Source organism: Rhodococcus sp. IEGM 1318, from assembly GCF_033142465.1.
GTDB classification, from domain to species: Bacteria; Actinomycetota; Actinomycetes; order Mycobacteriales; family Mycobacteriaceae; genus Rhodococcus_F; species Rhodococcus_F qingshengii_B.
The window spans coordinates 184,902-203,642 of sequence record NZ_JAWLSC010000008.1; the positions used below are offsets into that span (position 1 = coordinate 184,902).

Genomic DNA, 18,741 nt, shown 5'->3' on the forward strand with positions numbered 1-18,741 from the left:
CGTGATCCGACGAACATGTTCGTTACGAACATGTTCGTGTACGGTGAAGTCATGCCCACTCACCCCGCAAGTCCATCGAGCCGACGCAATCGCCCGGCTAAACCCGCACTGACACGCGAGGGCATCGTCAGTGCGGCGGTGGATATCTTGCGCTCGGAGGGGCTGCAGAAGTTGACAATGCGTCGGCTCGCCCTCGAACTCGACACCGGACCTGCGTCGCTGTACGTGTACGTGCGAAACACAGCCGAATTGCACGCCGCGGTTCTGGACGAACTCCTCGGAGTAGTCGACCTCGCCGAAAGAACCTCCGGCACTTGGCAAGCACGCCTCGAACGGGTGTTGACCTCGTACACGGCCGTATTGTTCGATCATCCCGGTCTCGCCCAGTCGGCACTCATTTCCCGGCCCAGCGGAGTCCACTACGTACGCCTGCTCGAGCGCCTGCTGGCACTGCTCGACGAAGGCAAAGTCCCTTCAGGTCAAGCCGCGTGGGGCGTGGACTTGCTACTGCAGTACGCGACGTCCACTGCTGCCGAACACTCGGCGCCGAACAATTCCGCCGACGCGGATGCCCGATGGAGCGCCTTGACCGACGCAATCCAGAACGCAAACCCGCAGACGCACCCCCTCGTCGCAGGCCATGCAACAGCTCTACTTGCCGGTGAACCCTCGGCGCGCCTCTCTTGGGGATTCCGCACGCTCATCACGGGCATCGAGAACACCCCACTCACTTCTTAGGAACCCACCATGAACCACTACCCCATCGCAATCGTCGGCGCCGGCCTTGGCGGCCTCACCCTCGCCCGAGTCCTCCATCTCCGCGGAACCGATTCGGCGGTCTTCGATCTCGAATCCGGACCTGCAGGGCGGACCCAAGGCGGCATGCTCGACATCCACGAAAACTCAGGCCAGATCGCGCTTCGTGCCGCCGGCCTCTACGACGAGTTCCGCGCACTCGTTCATCAAGGCGGTGAAGGGACGCGTGTCCTCGATCGAAATGCCGTCGTGCACCTGAGCGAACAGGACACCGGAGACGGCGACCGCCCGGAAATCGATCGCGGCCAGCTGCGTGACCTACTGCTCACCTCAATTCCGAAAGAAACAATCCACTGGGGAGCCAAGGTCCGCAGTGCTCATCCGTTGCCGGACGGTCGGCATGAAGTCCACCTCGCGGATGGCACCCACTTCACCACCGATCTCTTGGTCGGCGCCGACGGCGCGTGGTCGAAAATTCGCCCACTGGTTTCAAACGCCACTCCTGCCTATACCGGAGTATCTTTCGTGGAGTTCGACCTTCACGACGCCGACAACCAGCACGCAAGTTCCGTTGAAACAGTCGGCGGCGGAATGATGTTCGCGCTCAGCGCTGACAAGGGCTTCCTAGCCCACCGTGAGACCGACAACAGTCTGCACATCTATGCCGCCCTGCGAGTTCCCGAAAACTGGTCAGCGAGTGTCGACTTCTCCGACGATCACATCGCGAAGAAGATTCTGCTGGAACACTTCTCGGACTGGGACGAGTCGCTGCGTTCTCTGATCGTCGAAGCGGACAGCTCGCTGACCCCTCGCCCCATCCATGCCCTTCCCATCGGGCACAGTTGGAGCCGCACTCCCGGGGTCACTCTGCTCGGGGACGCGGCACATGTCATGTCGCCGTTTGCCGGAGAGGGCGCGAACCTGGCAATGCTCGACGGCGCCGAGCTCGGCCAGGCGATCGCGTCACACGGCGAAAGGGAGGAAGGACTTGCCGCCTATGAGGAGCGACTTTTCCCACGCAGCGCCGCGTCGGCGCGACAGTCGGCTGATGGTCTGGACATGTGCTTCGGCGAGAACGCACCCCAAGGGCTCCTGGACATGTTCACCTCACACGCGTAATCCGAACCGCCATCCGGTTGTCAGTTCGCCCGCGCAATGACAAACAACCAATCGGCAGTGGAACCGACCACGGTTTCGATCGACAAGGTCTCCCACCCGGTACTTCCGAGCACCTGACGAAGCTGGCTGTCCTGCCAATATGTGTAGTGGCGCGGCAACCCCAGTTTCGCATTGCTCCAACTGGTTCCGTCGCCCTTCTTGACCGTGAACGCGAGTAGTCCCTCTACACTCACTACACCTCGCGATTTTCTCGCGACCACCTCGAACTCGTCGCGTCGCAAATGAAGCAGAACCGCATTCGCCACCACGGCATCGTAAGTTCCATTGAACTGCTCAGTTCGCATGTCGAGGACCTCTGCCGTAAAGCCCTGTGCCCTCATCATTTCAACGAAGGCGAGTGCGCCGTCAGTTCGCGTCACCGATACTCCGAAAGTTTCTAGGTACTCGGCATCACGGCCGGGACCACTGCCGAGTTCCAGAATCGTCCCTCCCTCCACCAGCTTGGCGATCCGGGCAAGGTACCGGGCCATTGCCTCCCCCATGACATACGGTCTCGCTGCATACAGATTCGCACCGGCCTCATAACTCGCGAGCGTGATGTCGCCTGCATCGCCCACCGCAATCACTCCCGCAACGTCGTCAAGAAGGCAATGCGGTCGCCGCGGTAAAGCGAGCGAACCCGCTCGATCGGCACACCCTCCGGATCGACGGAGGTCCGGTGCAGCAGAAGCATCGGCATCGAGGTCGTGGACTCGACGAGCGTCGCCTCACGCGGTGAAGCGAGCACCGTCTCGATCCGTTCGGTTGCGGAGGCGAAGACCACGCCGATGGAGCGGATGGCCGCGTACAGCGACGTCGTCGCATCGAAGGCGTCGAGCATCTCACCGAACCTGCTGTCCGGCAGGAATGTTGATTCGAGTCCGATCTTCTCGCCGTCGGCGAAGAGGACACGCTCGAGATGAACGACGCTGTCGCCCACCTCGATACCCAACTCCGTGGCGAGACCGTCGTCGGCCGACATTCGTTCGAACGTCACAACCTTACGACTGGGCACTCGCCCGGCACTCAGTGCGCCTTCGGTATAAGAACGAATCGAGAGCGGCTGAACCAACTTCGGACTCGCGACGACAGTGCCCCGCCCCCGCCGCTCGATCCGTCCTTCGACAAGCAGATCACGAAGCGCTTGTCGGACCGTCTCGCGAGCGACAGTGAACCGTGCCGCCAATTCCCGCTCGGACGGGACTGCGTCGCCCTCCTCGAGCCCACTGAGAATGGTCTCGATCTCGGTGCGCACCCGGTAGTACTTCAACTCCGGTTCGATCACGACGCTCGAGGTCCCCGGCCCGGTGGACGTCTGCTGATTCATGGCGCAAGCGTACAAGAATTCGGTCTATACCAATTGTTAACCTGGAGTTCGTCTCGATTCCCCCTATTGGTCTAGACCAAACGTCACTATCTCTACATGCGAATTTTGATTGTGGGCGGAGGGATCCTCGGAACGGCGCACGCCGACGAGGCAATCCGCCGGGGACACGACGTCATCCATCTCGAACGCGAGCCCGAAGCCCGCGGTGCAACGGTACGGAACTTCGGATTGGTCTGGGTATCCGGGCGCGCTCCGCACGAACTCGAAGCCGCGCTGCGTTCGCGCGAGCTGTGGGCGGACCTTGCCGCCCGTGTCCCCGGCGTCGGATACCGCCCGGCCGGCTCCATCACCCTCATGCGCACCGAGGAGGAGGTCGCGGTCGCGCAGGAAGTCTTCGGCCGCCCCGACGCTGACAACAGAGGGTTCGTGCTCTTGGATCCCGACGCCGTTCGCGCCGTCAACCCCGCGCTCCGGGGCAAGTTTCTCGGCGGACTGCACTGCACCCTGGACGCCGCTGTCGAGTCACGGCAAGCGCTCCCCGCCATCCGTTCCTATCTCGAATCCACCGGCCGTTACACTTTCCACGCCGGAACGGAAGCCCGCGAGATCACGACGAACACCTCCGGCGTACACATCCGCGACGACCATGGTCGCAACTTCGACGCCGATCTGGTGATCGTCTGCCCCGGAGCAACACTCGGCGGATTGGCTCGCGATCTCGCCGGCGATCTCCCGTTGCGCCGCGTGCGCCTGCAGATGATGCAGACAGCCCCGCTCGGCGAAAAGCTCACCACAGCAATCGCTGACGGTGACAGCTTCCGCTACTACCCAGGTTTCGCCGGATCTGCCCTTGATCACCTTCGCACAGTGCAGCCGCAGGAACCGACTGCCGAGGAACACCGCATGCAGCTCCTGTGCGTGCAGCGCTTGCATGGCGGCCTGACCATCGGTGACACCCACGAATACGAGGAGCCCTTCGACTTCGACGTCGACGAGGCGCCCTATCGCCATCTGTCCGGAGTCGTGGAAACACTTCTGGGACGCGATCTTCCGCCCATCGTCAAGCGATGGGCGGGCGTCTACAGCCAGTGCCTCGACCCATCACAACTTGTTCACCGCGCACAAGCCGCCGACAACGTCTGGGTGGTTGCCGGTCCCGGTGGCCGCGGCATGACGCTCGGCCCGGCACTGGCGGAACAATCCGCCGACCAGTTCGGTCTCTGAATCCTTCCGACAAGAAAGACTTCTCATGTCTCCCATCACCCTCGCCGTTCTCGACATGGCCGGCACCACCGTCGCCGACGACGGACTGGTTCTTCGCGCCTTCGCTGCCGCCGCTGAAGCCGGCGGACTGCCCGCCGAAGGCCCGGAAGCCGATGCCGCTCGCCAGTACGTCCTCGACACGATGGGCCAGTCGAAGATCGTCGTGTTCCGGGCGATCTTCGGTGACGAAGACCGCGCCCAGGCCGCGAACGCCGCCTTCGAAACCACGTACGACTCCCTCATCGACCAGGGGCTCGCCGAGCCGATCCCTGGCGCGGAGAAGGCGATAACCACACTCCGCGAGGCCGGCATCAAAGTTGCCCTGACCACCGGGTTCAGCCGATCGACGCAGGACAAACTCCTCGTCGCGCTCGGCTGGGAAACCCTCGCCGATCTCACCCTCTCCCCCGCCGAAGCCGGTCGCGGTCGCCCGTTCCCTGACCTGATTTTGACTGCGCTGCTCAAACTTTCGATCGACGACGTCCACCAGATCGCCGTACTCGGCGACACGTCCAACGACGTGCTCAGCGGCATTCGATCCGGCGCATCAATCGTTGCCGGAACTCTGACCGGCGCTCACGACGAGCAACAACTTCGCGACGCCGGTGCCACCCACATCGTCCCGTCCGTGACGGAGTTCGCCGAACTCCTCACCCACCCCTGATCTCACCTCCGAAGAAGGAATCGTCATGCGTCTACGCCCGAGCATCGCTGCGGCCGCTCTCGCCGTGTCCGTCCTTTCGTTCACCACAGCATGTGGTGGAACCGGCACTGCCGCCGGATCAGATACCGAAACCGTCACCGTCTACAGCGCCGACGGACTGTCCGGTTGGTACAAAGGCAGATTCGACGCCTTCACCGCGCAGACCGGCATCGCTGTCAACCTGGTGGAAGCCGGTTCCGGCGAGGTCGTCTCCCGCGTCGACAAGGAGCAGTCCAACCCACAGGCCGATGTCATCATCACCCTGCCACCGTTCATCCAGAAGGCCGACGCGCAAGGTCTGCTCGAGCCCAGCGGAATCGACACCTCCGCCGTTCCGGCCGACGAGAAGGACGACGCCGGCAAGTACGTACCCGTCGTCGAGAACTACCTCTCCTTCATTGCCAATCCGACTGCATCACCCGCCCCACAATCTTGGGACGACCTGCTCACAGATCAGTTCAAGGGCAAGTTGCAGTACTCCACGCCCGGGCAGGCCGGCGATGGTACCGCGGTGCTCTTGCTGCTCCAGCACCTGATGGGCAAGGAAGGCGCACTCGACTACCTCGGAAAGCTCCAGGCCAACAACGTCGGACCCTCGTCCTCGACAGGAAAGCTCCAGCCCAAGGTCAGCAACGGAGAACTGTTGGTCGCCAACGGTGACGTCCAGATGAACCTCGCCTCCATCGCCGACGACGGATCCAAGTTCGACATCTTCTTCCCCGCGGGAGCCGACGGCACTCGCACCACCATTGCACTGCCCTACGTGATGGGGCTCGCCAAGAGCGCCCCGAGTAGCGAACAAGCGAAGAAGCTCATGGAATTCCTGCTCTCCGAAGAATCCCAGAAGACCGTCGCCACCGATGCACTCGGCGTATCGGTCCGCGAGGACGTCCGAAGCGCTACCGGTGAATCCACCGACAAGAACACGCCTTCCGGAGTTCTGCAGGGCGTCAACGTGTGGACCCCGAACTGGAACGACGTCCTCAGCTCGCTCGACGCAGACATCGCCGCCTACCAGAAAGCCACCGGGAGCTGATCATGGCAAGAACCAGACTGGGGCGGACGCTCCCCGAGACCGTCGGTGTCCACGGAGCGATCGAACATTCCGCTCCGGCCATCACCTTCGATCGCGTCAACGTCGCCTACGGCCGCGGGAAGACCGCGACCCATGCCCTCGTCGATTTCAATCTACGAGTGGCGCCGGGTGAAACCGTGGCACTGCTGGGGCCCAGTGGATCCGGCAAGTCGACCGCCCTGAAGGCCCTCGCGGGATTTGTCCGCCCCACGTCCGGTTCGGTCAAGCTCGGCACCCGAGATATCACCAACCTCCCTCCCGCACAACGCGGAATCGGCGTCGTCGTTCAGTCGTACGCGCTCTTCCCGCACATGAGGGTCTCCGAGAACGTGGCCTTCGGACTCCGAGCCCACCGTGTGCCGCGGTCGGAGATCGGCCCACGCGTGGCCGAAGCCCTCGACATGGTCGGGATGTCGGCATACGGAAAGCGTCTGCCGCGTGAGCTTTCCGGTGGCCAACAGCAGCGAATCGCCATCGCCCGCGCCTTGGCGATTCGTCCGGGAGTACTCCTCCTCGACGAACCGCTCGCCGCCCTGGATGCTCAACTTCGCGAGAGCATGCTCGGAGAACTGGCGAGACTGCGCGCCGCACTACCTGACACAGCCATGCTCTACGTGACGCACGATCAGAGTGAAGCCCTCGCGCTCGCAGACCGAATCGCAGTGATGCGCAATGCCAAACTCGCGGACATCGACACGGCGGAGGCCTTGTGGAAACGCCCGCCGTCCAGCTTCACCGCGGCGTTCCTCGGGGGTGCCAACCTGCTGCCCTGCACTGTCACACGCGTCATCGGCACCTCCGCATTGGTCTCGATCGGTGGCGCTCCGTTCACCGCTCATGCCCCGCAGCCAGAGATCGGGCACATCGAGTGGGAGTCCGACATGGACGCCTACCTGTGTGTTCGCCCGCACGCGGTAGTGGTGACCGGCGTCGGCGCGCGAGGGTCGTTCCCGGCACGCATCGTCTCGAGTGTCTGGCGTGGTTCGACGACGCGTCTGACACTAGCTGTCCGTGGCCTCGACGATGTCCGCGTCGACGCGGATGTTGCAGGCCACGACGAGCGACCGGTCGACACCGAGGTTGGCGTCGTCTTGCCCACGGACGGCAGTGTCCTGGTTCCGGCGGATCGCCACCCATGACGACAACCTTGGAACGCCCCGAAACCGCTGTGCCCCAACATAAAGACCCGATTCCGTGGCGCCGGATCGGCTGGGCGCTACCGCCACTGCTTCTGGTGCTCGTGTTCGCGGTGTATCCCACCGCGCGGGTCCTCACGGAATCGCTGAGCACCGCAGACGGCACCGGTCTGTCCACGTGGTCTTCGGTGCTCGGTTCGGAACTGTTCCGAACCGCGCTCTGGCGGACCATCCAAATCGCCGTGGCGTCGACCCTGGGTTGCCTGGTCCTCGGCACTTTCCTCGCCTTGGTGCTTGCCTTCGTTCCGTTCGCGGGATCCAAGGTGGTAGGGCGATTGATCGACACGGTGCTCGCCCTGCCGTCATTCCTGATCACGCTGGCGTTCACGTTTCTGTACGGCACGGCCGGCGCCGTCAACGCCTTGATCGTCCGCATCACCGGCGACGCGAGCGGCCCGCTGAATTTCCTCAACACACCGTTCGGCGTCGTCGCGGCCGAAATCACCTTCTTCACACCTTTTGTCGTACGTCCGCTATTGGCCGCTTTCACCCAGATTCCCCGTGAACAACTCGACGTCGCGGCCAGCCTCGGAGCGTCACCCATCCGGGTTCTGCGACAGGTGGTGATGCCGGAAGCGTGGCCAGCCCTCCTGGCCGGTGGGTCACTCGTACTTCTGTTGACGCTCAACGAATTCGGCATCGTGCTCTTCACCGGAGCAAAAGACGTCGTAACTCTGCCGGTCCTCATCTACACCCGTGGCATCGTCACGTTCGACTTGCCGGGCGCGGCAGTGATCGCGACAGTCCAGGTCGCACTCTCACTCGGCTTGTACTGCCTCTACCGATTCACCTTCAACAGATTGATGGGAGGCAGCCGTGCTGCTGTGGACACGAAGCTCTAAGGCTCTCGTTCTCGGATTCTTCGCCCTCGTCGTCGCGGTCGTTTTTGTCGCACCCATCGCCACCGTCGTCGCGGCTGCGCTGGCCGGATCGTGGACGGGGCCATTGCCCTCGAATCTCGGCGGAAGGAACTTCTCGACTGCGGTGTCCGACGAGAACTTCGCCAGCCTGACCGTCAGCTTGCAGACTGCGTTCATCTCGGGAGTGCTGGCACTGATCGTCGGAACGTGGGCCGCACTGGCCTCTCGTGAGGCACCGATGTGGCTGCGCCGCATCACCGACGCCGTGTTCCACCTGCCGATTGCAGTTCCCTCGGTTGCCATCGGCTTGGGTCTGCTGATCACCTTCAACGAGCGCCCACTGCTGCTCGGCGGTACCAAGTGGATCGTGATTCTCGCTCACACCGTTCTGGTGCTCGCCTTTGCATTCAGCGCGGTTTCTGCGGCACTGGAACGACTTGATCCCGCGTACCGCCAGGCCGCGGAATCGCTCGGGGCAGGCCCCGTACGGGTGCTGACGCGAGTGACACTTCCGCTGCTACTCCCAGCATTGGGTGCGGCCGCGGGACTTTCCATCGCACTGTCGATGGGTGAGCTGGGCGCAACGGTCATGGTCTACCCGGCGACATGGAAGACCTTGCCGGTCAGCATCTTCGGACTCACCGACCGCGGCCAGGTATTTCTTGCCGCAGCAAATACGACACTGCTGCTTTCAGTCACCCTGGTCGCCCTCATGGTGGTCGGCAGAATCCGTCGGCGCTGACCTTGCTGTGCGCCTTTGTTAACCGCCGGGGGTCAATAAAGGCGCACAGCAGGGGGTTTATCCCTTCCGCAAGATGTACCGCTGAACCTTGCCACTCGGGGTCTTGGGCAGGTTCGGAACAAAGTGCACCGTGCGTGGGTACGCGTGCGCTGCAAACTTCTTCTTCACCAGGGTTTGCAGTTCCTTCTCGAGTTCGTCGTCACCGTCGACACCGTCGCGAAGTACGACGAACGCCTCGAGAACCTCACCGCGCAACTCGTCGGGCATGCCCACGACAGCGGCCTCGATGACGTGCTCGTGCATGACCAGCACGCTCTCGACGTCGAAGGGTCCGATGCGGTAGCCGGCCATGATGATGACGTCGTCGTCTCGCGAGGAGAAGAAGAAGAATCCGTCCTCGTCCGTCATTCCGGCATCGCCAGTGATGTACCAGCGGCCGTCTTCGCTGAATCGCTGCTTCGTCTTCTCCGGAGCATCGACGTATCCGGTGAACCACATCAACGGGCTGTTGTGGGTATCGATCGCCACCCGGCCCTGAGTGCGAGCCGGTGCGATGTCATCCGAATTGTCTTCCAGCACAGCAGCAGACCAACCCGGCAACGGGCGACCCATCGATCCTGGGCGCACGTCCTCACGGAGCCCGTCGGCCCAGGCGTTGACGATGAACATGCCGTGCTCGGTCTGGCCGTAGTGATCACGGACCTCGACGCCCAACGAGTTCTTCGACCACGCAACCACATCCGGGGTCAACGGCTCACCGGCCGAGGACGCGCGGCGCAGCGAAATGCCTTCCGGAACCGGTGCCTTGTCGGCACGCAGACTGCGGTACACGGTCGGAGCGGCGGCAAAATTGGTGACACCGAACTTCTCGATGATCTGCCACGTCAGGGGCGCGGAGAATCCGGCGTGCAGCAGAATGCTTCGCGTTCCGGCGGCTAGCGGGCCGAGCAACGCGTAGTACAACCCGTACGCCCAGCCCGGGTCCGCGGCGTTCCAGAACACGTCGTCGCCGCGGACGTCGAGGCCGAACTCTTGGTAGGCGTGGAACGACGCGAGCGCACGCACCGGTACCGGCACGCCCTTGGGTGTTCCCGTGGTACCGCTGGTGAACAGCTGCACCATTGGCGCGTTGCCGCCGACGGCCTGAGCAGCGCCTTTCGGGTCTTCGGCATCCTGAGCTGCGACAAGTGCATCGAAGTCCAGTTCGTCACCGGCCGCGCCGCCCGCGACGATGACCTGCCACGCTGCGTCGGCGGGGATGTCCTCACCCGGCGCGAGCTTGTCGAGCTGATTGGCGTCGGAAATGACGACCTTCGCGCCACTGGCCGTCAAGCGGAAAGCGATGGCCGGCGAAGCGAACGCCGTGAACAAGGGCACGTGGACCGCGCCGCGGCGCCAGATTCCGAGGAGTGCGACCACGAGGTCCGCAGACTTGCCCATCAAGGTCGCGACGTTGTCACCCGGCTCGACTCCGAGGTCGGCCAGAGCTGCCGCGAAACGCGCGGACTGCTCACGTAGATGACCGTAAGTGAGGTCCACCGAGCTAAGGTCTGCCTCGACGACGGTGAATGCAACGCCATCCGCGGGATGCCGATCGCAGAGCAATTCTGCGGCGCTGGCATGCGGGGTGTCGTACTGGTCCAGCAGCTCGCGCACCCGTGCGGTGGGATCGGTGCTCATCAACTTGCTCCTTATCGATCGTCGTATGGTTGGCCCGACCGGTTACGTTGGCGGCTCGTCATACGTACTGTTCACCCCCTATGATCTAGCTCACAAGAGAACTTCACTACCCCCAGAAAGGGGTACCTGCGTGAATCGACATGCTTCGTCACTTCTGCGTCCCCGCGACGGGGACGCTATGCGAGGTGAACTCCGAACAATTGCAGCTCAGGGCGTTGTTCCCGTGCTGTTCGGAGGCGAGGTCCAGGACGGAACCCTGCACCTGAGCGAATTCGTCGGCACCCGCACCAACAATCTCAAGGGCTTGGCCATCCCGCCGCGCTCGGGCATGGGCGGACGCGTCGTCGCCCAGGGTTCACCTATCACCGTCAACGATTACGGCAATTCGCAGTCCATCACTCATCACTTCGACCGGCCTGTTCTGAGCGAGGGCCTGCATTCGATCATCGCCGTTCCGGTCATGGTGTCCGGCAAATCGCGCGCTGTCCTCTACGCCGCCATCCGCGACTCCGCTCCCCTCGGCGATCGCACAGCAGACGTCATGGTCAGCGCATCCCGGCGCCTCGGGATGGAGTTCGCCATCCGCGACGAGGTCGATCGTCGCCTGCAACTACTTCAGGCCGCCGCCGCGACCACCGCCGACGGTATGTCTTCGGAAGAGATCCGCGGAGTCCACGCCGAACTACGCAGTGTCGCCCAGACTGTGACCGACACCGACTTGCAGACCAAGCTCCGCGGACTTTCCCAGCGTTTGGCCAACCTGCTGCGGCCTACCGCCGACGCCGAATCCGACGTCGCGCTCACCCCGCGTGAAGTGGACGTTCTCTCGCAAGTCGCACTCGGCTGCACCAACATCGAAGCCGGCCAACGACTTTCCCTTCGCCCGGAAACAGTCAAAAGCTACCTGCGGAGCGCGATGGGAAAGCTGGACGCGAGCTCACGCCACGAAGCCGTGGTGACCGCCCGCAGGTTGGGCCTGCTCCCCTGACGGGTCAGTAGCCTTCCGGAAGGGCGGTGAGCATGTCTCGGGTGACTGCGACGGCGTTGTCCGAACTTCCGCCCCGCACAACCAGAGTGGCGAAGGCCAGGTTGCCGCGATAGCCGACGAACCACGCATGCGATCCCCCGTCGACCTCGGCTTCACCGGTCTTGCCGTACACCTCACCCTGATCTTCGACGCGTTCGGCGGTACCACTGGTGACGACGAGTCGCATCATTCCGCGCAGACCGTCGACCATGGCCGGTGTGATCGCCGGGCGCTCACCGTCGATAGTGGTCTCACGTCCCGAAATCAGTTGCGGCACCGGTGTCGAACCGTTAGCGACCGTCGCCGCCGCCATCGCCATTCCGAACGGACTGACCACGACCTTGCCCTGACCGAATCCGTCCTCGGTCCGCTGCACCAGATCCGACGCCGGCGGCACCGAACCCGAATCGATCGGCAACCCCACCACGTTGTAGTCCTGGCCGATGCCGAACTGCGCTGCGGCAGTGGTCAACGTGTCGGCTTGCATCTCGCTGGCCAGCTTTGCGAAGGACGTGTTGCACGAACGGGCGAAGGCCGTTGCCATCGGCACCGTGCCGAGTGCGAACTCGTTGTAGTTGGGGACGCTGCGCTCGCCGATCTCGATTCGGCCCGGGCATGGCACCATCGTGTCTGGGCTCGCCTGACCCGTCGAAATTGCCGCACCTGCTGTGATGATCTTGAACGTCGAACCGGGTGGGTATTGACCCATCGTCGCGACCGGTCCGTCGCGGTCTGCTGCCTTGTTCTGTGCAACGGCCAAAATGGCGCCGCTCGACGGTTCGATGACCACCATCATCGCCTGATCCTTGTTCACGTTCACCGCGCGCTGCGCAGCGATCTGAATGTTGCGGTCCAGACTGATAGTGAACGACGGAACAGGTTGCGGCGCAGTCTCGGTCAACACGTCGGTGTCGACGCCGTTCTGGTTGACCGTGACGACACTCCAGCCGGCCTTGCCGTCGACCTCGTCGATGATCGTCTTCTTGATCTGCCCGAGCAGGTCAGGTGCGAACTCCGGGTCGGTCGAGACGAGATCCGATTCGTCCGAGACCGATACTCCCGAGATCGCTCCGAGTTGCGCCGAAACCTGGTCGTAATCGTCACTGCGCAACCGGGTCACCAGGTAGTCACCCTTGACGGCCGTCGACGATTCCGCGATCGACTGACCCGTCAGCGAAGAATCGAACCGGCCCAGAACGCTTGCGAGACTGTTCGCGGAGCCGATGATGTCGTTGCTCTTCGAGCGATCGAACTTCACGCGGTAGACGATTCCCGGCACGAGGACGTCAGTGCCCGAATGCTCGTTGACCCTCGCCCTCGGCGCAGCGGTTGCCCGCAACGACATCGTCTGCTTGTCACCGAGACGGGGATGAACGTCCGTCGAACTCCAACGGACGGACCAGTCGCCGTCCTTGCGCCCCATCTGCAGCTCGCCGTCGTAGGTCCAGACGCGATCTTTCGGCAGATGCCACTCGTACGTGTAGCCGACCGTCGCGGTGTCACCGTTCATCTTCACCGACGTCGTCTCAGCAGTCATCGACTCGGCCTGAAGCGCATCCCAGGTATCGCTCAACACGGGCCCGGCGGAATCAGGCCGGTCCGTCAATTTTGCTGCCTCGTCGACGTCCCTGTCACCGAATGCACTCAAGAACTGCTGCGCGACGGGCTCGGGGCCGGCGGGTTTCGGAGTACACGAACTGATCCCCACCGCCAAGAAAATCACGGTGCAGGAGGCCAACAGTTGGGCCGAGCGACTACGAGAGAAATGCCGAGTGTTCATCGAGCCCCATACTAAGGCGGCAACCGACGCGGTCAGGGTAGGCGCGACCATTGCACCCAGCGTGTGCGGTCAGTCGAGCAGTACCGTCGAGAAAGTTGCGACCTGTCGGAACCCCACCCGCGAATAGGTCGACCGCGCAATCGTATTGAAGCTGTTGACGTACAGGCTCGCAATGCGACCGGTCGCCATGATCGACTCCGCTACAGCCGCCGTACCGGTCACCCCGAAGCCCTGTCCGCGAAACTCGGGATTGACCCACACGCCCTGAATCTGGCCACAGCGCGCGGACATCGAACCGACCTCCGCTTTGAAAACGACCTGGCCGTCCTCGATGTGCGCCCACGCTCGTCCGGCTGCGATCAGGCTTGCGACACGATGCCGATAACCACGCCCACCGTCGTTGGCACGCGGATCGACGCCCACCTCTTCGATGAACATCGCGATCGCGGCAGGCAGATAGATGTCGAGTTCATCGGAGCGGACCTGCCGGACCAGAGGATCCGACGGGCACGCCAGCGGCTCGGACACCGCGAGCAACGGTTGTTCGGGGCGGACCTCCCGCGCAGTTCCCCAATCCAGTTCGAGCATTTCCCAGAGCGGCAACGCCAACTCGGCGCGGCCGACCACCGACGAGCACATGCGTGGAATCCGACAGGCACGGTCAGCGAATGCTCGAATGTCATCCGGATCGCCTCGAAGCGGAACCAGATTTGCTCCGGCAAAGCATAGGGAGGACAACGGCCCGCCTCGACTCCACAGCTCGCCGTGAATCATTCGTGGGTCGACGCCGCATTCTTCGACGCGCGCGGCAATCATGCAAGCGGCCACCGGATCGGCGTCGAGTACCCGTCGGACGTCTTCGAGATCTCGACTTCCGACCTGCTTGGCTCCGAGGAGTTTGAGCATCCGTCAACCCCCTCGACTCGACTGCGCGTCCATGAATATCACTACCCGATCATGATGCACTCAGATTGCCACGAACCTGACACCGACGGGGAAGATTCATCCGGCAATCACTCAACTCACGGTGACGACCGGCGCACCCTCCGAAGCGTCACCCTCCATGCTCTCGGCAATTTTCATCGCCTCTTCGATCAACGTCTCGACGATCTGCGCCTCGGGCACCGTCTTGATGACCTTGCCCTTGACGAAGATCTGGCCCTTGCCGTTGCCGGACGCCACACCGAGGTCAGCCTCACGCGCTTCACCCGGTCCGTTCACGACGCAGCCCATGACTGCCACGCGAAGCGGAATCTCCATGCCTTCGAGACCCGCGGAGACCTCGTCGGCGAGTGTGTAGACGTCGACCTGTGCACGACCACACGAGGGGCATGAGACGATCTCGAGCTTGCGCGGACGCAGATTCAGCGACTGCAGAATCTGGTTACCGACCTTGATTTCCTCGGCCGGAGGGGCCGAGAGCGACACACGGATGGTGTCGCCGATGCCCTCCGCGAGCAGCGCACCGAAGGCGACCGCGGACTTGATCGTGCCCTGAAACGCCGGACCCGCCTCGGTGACACCGAGGTGCAACGGGTAATCGCACTTGGCGGCAAGTTGGCGGTAAGCCTCGACCATGATCACCGGATCGTTGTGCTTGACAGAGATCTTGATGTCACCGAAGCCGTGCTCTTCGAACAACCCGGCTTCCCACAGCGCAGACTCGACCAACGCTTCGGGCGTCGCCTTGCCGTACTTCTCCATCAAGCGAGGATCAAGCGATCCGGCGTTGACACCGATACGGATCGGAATGCCTGCATCACCGGCAGCCTTGGCTACCTCTTTGACACGGCCGTCGAATTCCTTGATGTTGCCCGGATTGACGCGCACCGCAGCGCATCCCGCGTCGATTGCCGCGAAGATGTAGCGCGGCTGGAAGTGGATGTCGGCGATAACCGGGATCTGGCTCTTCTTCGCAATGATCGACAACGCGTCCGCATCTTCTTGACGCGGGCAGGCGACACGGACGATGTCGCAACCGGACGCGGTCAGTTCCGCGATCTGCTGGAGCGTTGCGTTGACGTCGTGCGTCTTCGTGGTGCACATGGACTGCACCGAGATGGGGAAATCGCTGCCCACACCTACCGTGCCGACCTGCAGCTGCCGAGTCTTGCGTCGAGGAGCAAGAATCGCTGCGGGTGCCGAGGGCATTCCCAGTCCGATAGGGATGGTCACGTCTGTGCCTTCTTTCATAGCTTCACTGCAAGTTTAGCCGGGCGATCACCGCAGTACCGCGCGGCAACCGTCGCCCTGCTCACACGGTCAGAAGATCTTGATCGGATTGACGATGTCAGCCGTGAGTGTCAGCAACATGAACGCGCCACCGATGACGATGAATACGTAAGTAATCGGAAGGAGTCTCGTGTAGTCGACGGGACCGCCCGGGATCAAGCCGCGGCGGGCGCGGAACCAATCGCGGATCTTCTCGTAGAAGACCACCGCGATGTGACCGCCGTCGAGCGGCAACAGCGGCAGGATGTTGAATACACCGAGGAAGAAGTTGATCGACGCGAGCAATCCGACGAACATCGGCCACTCGGCCCGATCAGCAGCCTCGCCCCCTATCACGCTGGCACCGACCACGCTGATCGGTGTGTCCTGCGCCCGCTCGCCGCCTGTGACCGACTCCCACAGAGCACCGACCTTCGACGGAATGTCAGCCAACGCCTTCACAGAGTCAACCATGATCTGGCCGGTGTAGTCGAAGGCCGCCGGCACAGCCGTGAAGGCGTTGTACTCGACCATCGCGGAGCTCGGCCCGCCGATTCCCACAGCCGAGACTTCTTGCTTCACCGGAGCGCCGCTGGCGGAATTCACATAACGCTGAACACGTTCCGGGACGACCGTGATCGACAATGACTGTCCGTCGCGATCCACCGACAGCACGATGGGGCCGTCGACACCGCGAATAGCAGCTGCGACCTCGGGGAAGGTACTCGTCGACTCCCCGTCGACTGCAGTGATCCGATCGCCCGCTTGCAGACCTGCATCGCCTGCAGGACCTCCACCCGAGCATTCCGTCAGCTCGAAGTCGCCGTCCTGCCCCAACTGATCAGGGGCTACACACGTGACCTCTTGAACTACCGGCTGCGCAGGTTCAGTTCTCCCCCATCCGAGGAGCAACGCGTAAATCAGGAGGAACCCGAGAATGAAGTTCATCGCGATACCGCCGGACATGACGACGACGCGCTTCCACGCCGCCTTCTTGTACATCGCGTGCGGCTCTTCTTCAGGCGTCATCTCGTCGAGGGCGGTCATACCTGCGATGTCGCAGAATCCGCCCAGCGGGAGCGCCTTGAGTCCGTATTCGGTCTCACCTCGACGGAACGAGAAGATCTTCGGTCCGAAGCCGATGTAGTAGCGGCGAACCTTCATTCCCAAAGCCTTGGCCGTCCACATGTGGCCGGCTTCGTGCAGGGCGATGGACACGCCGATGCCGAGGGCAAACAGCACTACGCCCAGTGCAAAAACCATGAAAGCTCTAGCCCTCCTGCTTCACGAGCTGACGCGCTCGTGTGCGTGCCCAGCCGTCTGCGGCCAGAACGTCGTCCACGGTAACCGGTTCCGCGGACCATTGACCTGCATCGTCGAGAACAGCAGCCACCGTGCGGACGATCGCCGGGAACGAAATGACGCCGTCGAGGAATGCCTGAGCCGCCACTTCGTTGGCCGCGTTGTAGATCGCAGTGAAGCAGCCGCCGGATTTGCCCGCACTTCGCGCCAGATCGACGGCGGGGAACACCGACGAATCGAGCGGCTCGAATTCCCAGGTGGAGGCCGTGGTGAAGTCGCATGCCGACGCCGCGCCTTCGATACGGTCGGGCCAGCCGAGCGCGAGAGCGATCGGGAGCTTCATATCCGGCGGGCTTGCCTGTGCGAGCGTCGAACCGTCGAAGAAGGTCACCATGGAGTGCACGATCGACTGCGGATGCACGGTGACGTCGATGCGGTCGTAGTCGATCCCGAACAGCAGGTTCGTCTCGATCAACTCGAGCCCCTTGTTGACCAAGGTTGCCGAGTTCAGAGTGTTCATGGGTCCCATCGACCAGGTGGGGTGTGCTTTTGCCTGAGCCGGATTCACACTTTCGAGATCTTCGGCGCTCCAACCACGGAACGGCCCACCCGAAGCGGTGAGAACCAACCGAGCCACCTCGTCGCCCGTTCCACCACGTAGACATTGGGCCAACGCCGAATGCTCCGAGTCGACCGGCACAATCTGACCGGGCCCGGCGGCTTTGGTCACCAGCGCACCGCCTGCGACAAGGGATTCCTTGTTCGCCAGCGCCAGACGTGCACCCGCGTTCAAAGCCGCCAGGGTCGGTTCGAGTCCCAACGAACCGACGAGCGCATTGAGGACGACATCGGCGCCGCTGTCGCGAACCAGTTCCGTCACTGCGCTCGGTCCCGAACGAGCCGTCACCGATTCCAGAGCGGCGGCGGCCACGGGGTCGGCGACCGCGACGTCGGTGACGCCGGTTGCGCGAATCTGCTCGGCCAACAACTCGACGTTGTTGCCGCCCGCTGCCAGTCCGACTACTTCGAAACGATCGGGGTTGGCAGCGATGACCTCCAGCGCTTGGGTACCGATCGAACCGGTACTGCCGAGAAGGAGGACGCGGGTACGTGTGGTTTCCTGCACTCGCCCATTGTTCCTGATAACACCTGAGAACAACCTTATCGACGCCCAACTACGTACGACAGGCAGTCGTATGTCACCATATTGGGCAGTAGTGCAACCGAATGAGCAGGAGGATCGACCGTGGCCGATACCCAGTTGGACGTCAAGTCCAGCGCCCCCGTCGTGGTCTCGCATGTCGATGAGGCCGAGGTTCCCTCTGCCGCATGGGGGTGGAGTGGTGAAGGACTCAAGTTTTTCCGTTTCCTCGGATGGTTCTTCGCAATATTCCTGCTCCTGATGATGATCGGTAACCATCACGGCAAGGTCGAGGATCTGTGGCTCATCGGCACCGCCGGATTGATGATCTTCATTCTGGTCCGCGACATCGTCATCCGTCGCCGCCCGCGCTAGAGACATAACCGCTAGATACGAAACACAGAGAAGGGCGCCACCCACCAAACGACGGTGCGGGCGGTGCGGTGGGGGTTTTGCGGCCCCGGCCGCGCCCCGAGCCGCCGGCCCCCGACCACCCCCCCCGGCCCCCACCAGGCCCCGC

Annotated in this window: 18 protein-coding genes; 10 read left to right on the top strand and 8 right to left on the bottom strand. The window is 63.0% G+C overall.

The genetic code is table 11. The features are described 5' to 3' along the window. The first annotated feature begins 51 nt into the window (after positions 1-51). Both R4P65_RS19895 and R4P65_RS19900 read left to right on the top strand, forming a co-directional pair. On the top strand, positions 52-738 hold the full coding sequence (locus R4P65_RS19895; RefSeq protein ID WP_317827844.1) for a TetR/AcrR family transcriptional regulator C-terminal domain-containing protein: 687 nt from the start codon (positions 52-54) through the stop codon (positions 736-738). Positions 739-747: 9 nt separating this feature from the next. Continuing rightward, the gene (locus R4P65_RS19900; protein WP_317827845.1) at positions 748-1,875 is read left to right on the top strand and encodes an NAD(P)/FAD-dependent oxidoreductase; all 1,128 of its coding nucleotides are present in this window, start codon (positions 748-750) and stop codon (positions 1,873-1,875) included. A 20-nt stretch (positions 1,876-1,895) separates the two neighbouring features. On the opposite strand, the gene R4P65_RS19905 is transcribed toward R4P65_RS19900, so the two are convergent. Further along, the gene (locus tag R4P65_RS19905) at positions 1,896-2,492 is read right to left on the bottom strand and encodes an SAM-dependent methyltransferase (protein ID WP_317827846.1); all 597 of its coding nucleotides are present in this window, start codon (positions 2,490-2,492) and stop codon (positions 1,896-1,898) included. A 5-nt stretch (positions 2,493-2,497) separates the two neighbouring features. Beyond that, positions 2,498-3,241, bottom strand: a complete 744-nt coding sequence (locus R4P65_RS19910) for a GntR family transcriptional regulator (protein WP_051720809.1) — start codon at positions 3,239-3,241, stop codon at positions 2,498-2,500. A 96-nt stretch (positions 3,242-3,337) separates the two neighbouring features. Here R4P65_RS19910 and R4P65_RS19915 point away from each other — a divergent pair, with 96 nt between their 5' ends. From R4P65_RS19915 to R4P65_RS19940, 6 genes are read left to right on the top strand one after another with little or no spacing between them, the layout of a single operon-like run. Then, a complete protein-coding gene (locus R4P65_RS19915; protein WP_317827847.1) occupies positions 3,338-4,465 on the top strand; it encodes a TIGR03364 family FAD-dependent oxidoreductase in 1,128 nt (375 codons plus the stop codon). Between the two features lie 25 nt (positions 4,466-4,490). Then, complete coding sequence (locus R4P65_RS19920; protein WP_317827848.1) at positions 4,491-5,168, top strand: phosphonatase-like hydrolase; 678 nt, start codon at positions 4,491-4,493, stop codon at positions 5,166-5,168. Between the two features lie 25 nt (positions 5,169-5,193). Next, entirely contained in the window at positions 5,194-6,243 is a 1,050-nt protein-coding gene (locus tag R4P65_RS19925; protein ID WP_317827849.1) for a 2-aminoethylphosphonate ABC transporter substrate-binding protein, read from the top strand. A gap of 2 nt (positions 6,244-6,245) precedes the next feature. Further along, positions 6,246-7,421: an ABC transporter ATP-binding protein gene (locus tag R4P65_RS19930; RefSeq protein WP_317827850.1), complete on the top strand. Its 1,176-nt coding sequence runs from the start codon at positions 6,246-6,248 to the stop codon at positions 7,419-7,421. Beyond that, positions 7,418-8,320, top strand: a complete 903-nt coding sequence (locus tag R4P65_RS19935) for a 2-aminoethylphosphonate ABC transporter permease subunit (RefSeq protein ID WP_317827851.1) — start codon at positions 7,418-7,420, stop codon at positions 8,318-8,320. The genes R4P65_RS19930 and R4P65_RS19935 overlap by 4 nt, the downstream gene beginning before the upstream one ends. Continuing rightward, complete coding sequence (locus R4P65_RS19940) at positions 8,295-9,080, top strand: ABC transporter permease (protein WP_317827852.1); 786 nt, start codon at positions 8,295-8,297, stop codon at positions 9,078-9,080. The genes R4P65_RS19935 and R4P65_RS19940 overlap by 26 nt, the downstream gene beginning before the upstream one ends. 57 nt (positions 9,081-9,137) lie before the next feature. Here the strand turns inward: R4P65_RS19940 and R4P65_RS19945 are convergent, their stop codons facing one another. Then, positions 9,138-10,760, bottom strand: a complete 1,623-nt coding sequence (locus R4P65_RS19945; protein ID WP_317827853.1) for an AMP-binding protein — start codon at positions 10,758-10,760, stop codon at positions 9,138-9,140. A gap of 178 nt (positions 10,761-10,938) precedes the next feature. Here R4P65_RS19945 and R4P65_RS19950 point away from each other — a divergent pair, with 178 nt between their 5' ends. Beyond that, positions 10,939-11,748, top strand: a complete 810-nt coding sequence (locus R4P65_RS19950) for a LuxR C-terminal-related transcriptional regulator (RefSeq protein ID WP_046378400.1) — start codon at positions 10,939-10,941, stop codon at positions 11,746-11,748. Between the two features lie 4 nt (positions 11,749-11,752). Here R4P65_RS19950 and R4P65_RS19955 read toward each other — a convergent pair whose 3' ends face one another. The 5 genes from R4P65_RS19955 to dxr all read right to left on the bottom strand — a co-directional run bounded on the left by R4P65_RS19955 (position 11,753) and on the right by dxr (position 18,206). Then, the gene (locus tag R4P65_RS19955; protein ID WP_317827854.1) at positions 11,753-13,567 is read right to left on the bottom strand and encodes a penicillin-binding transpeptidase domain-containing protein; all 1,815 of its coding nucleotides are present in this window, start codon (positions 13,565-13,567) and stop codon (positions 11,753-11,755) included. A 69-nt stretch (positions 13,568-13,636) separates the two neighbouring features. After that, the gene (locus R4P65_RS19960; RefSeq protein ID WP_230812969.1) at positions 13,637-14,473 is read right to left on the bottom strand and encodes a GNAT family N-acetyltransferase; all 837 of its coding nucleotides are present in this window, start codon (positions 14,471-14,473) and stop codon (positions 13,637-13,639) included. 111 nt (positions 14,474-14,584) lie between these two features. After that, complete coding sequence (ispG, locus tag R4P65_RS19965; RefSeq protein ID WP_007734888.1) at positions 14,585-15,742, bottom strand: flavodoxin-dependent (E)-4-hydroxy-3-methylbut-2-enyl-diphosphate synthase; 1,158 nt, start codon at positions 15,740-15,742, stop codon at positions 14,585-14,587. Positions 15,743-15,829: 87 nt separating this feature from the next. Beyond that, positions 15,830-17,041, bottom strand: coding sequence for a M50 family metallopeptidase (locus R4P65_RS19970; protein ID WP_230812967.1), 1,212 nt, complete (start codon positions 17,039-17,041; stop codon positions 15,830-15,832). 7 nt (positions 17,042-17,048) lie between these two features. Next, the gene (gene dxr / locus R4P65_RS19975; protein WP_317827855.1) at positions 17,049-18,206 is read right to left on the bottom strand and encodes a 1-deoxy-D-xylulose-5-phosphate reductoisomerase; all 1,158 of its coding nucleotides are present in this window, start codon (positions 18,204-18,206) and stop codon (positions 17,049-17,051) included. A gap of 120 nt (positions 18,207-18,326) precedes the next feature. Here dxr and R4P65_RS19980 point away from each other — a divergent pair, with 120 nt between their 5' ends. Continuing rightward, the gene (locus R4P65_RS19980) at positions 18,327-18,596 is read left to right on the top strand and encodes a DUF2631 domain-containing protein (RefSeq protein WP_003942762.1); all 270 of its coding nucleotides are present in this window, start codon (positions 18,327-18,329) and stop codon (positions 18,594-18,596) included. Positions 18,597-18,741 lie beyond the last annotated feature (145 nt).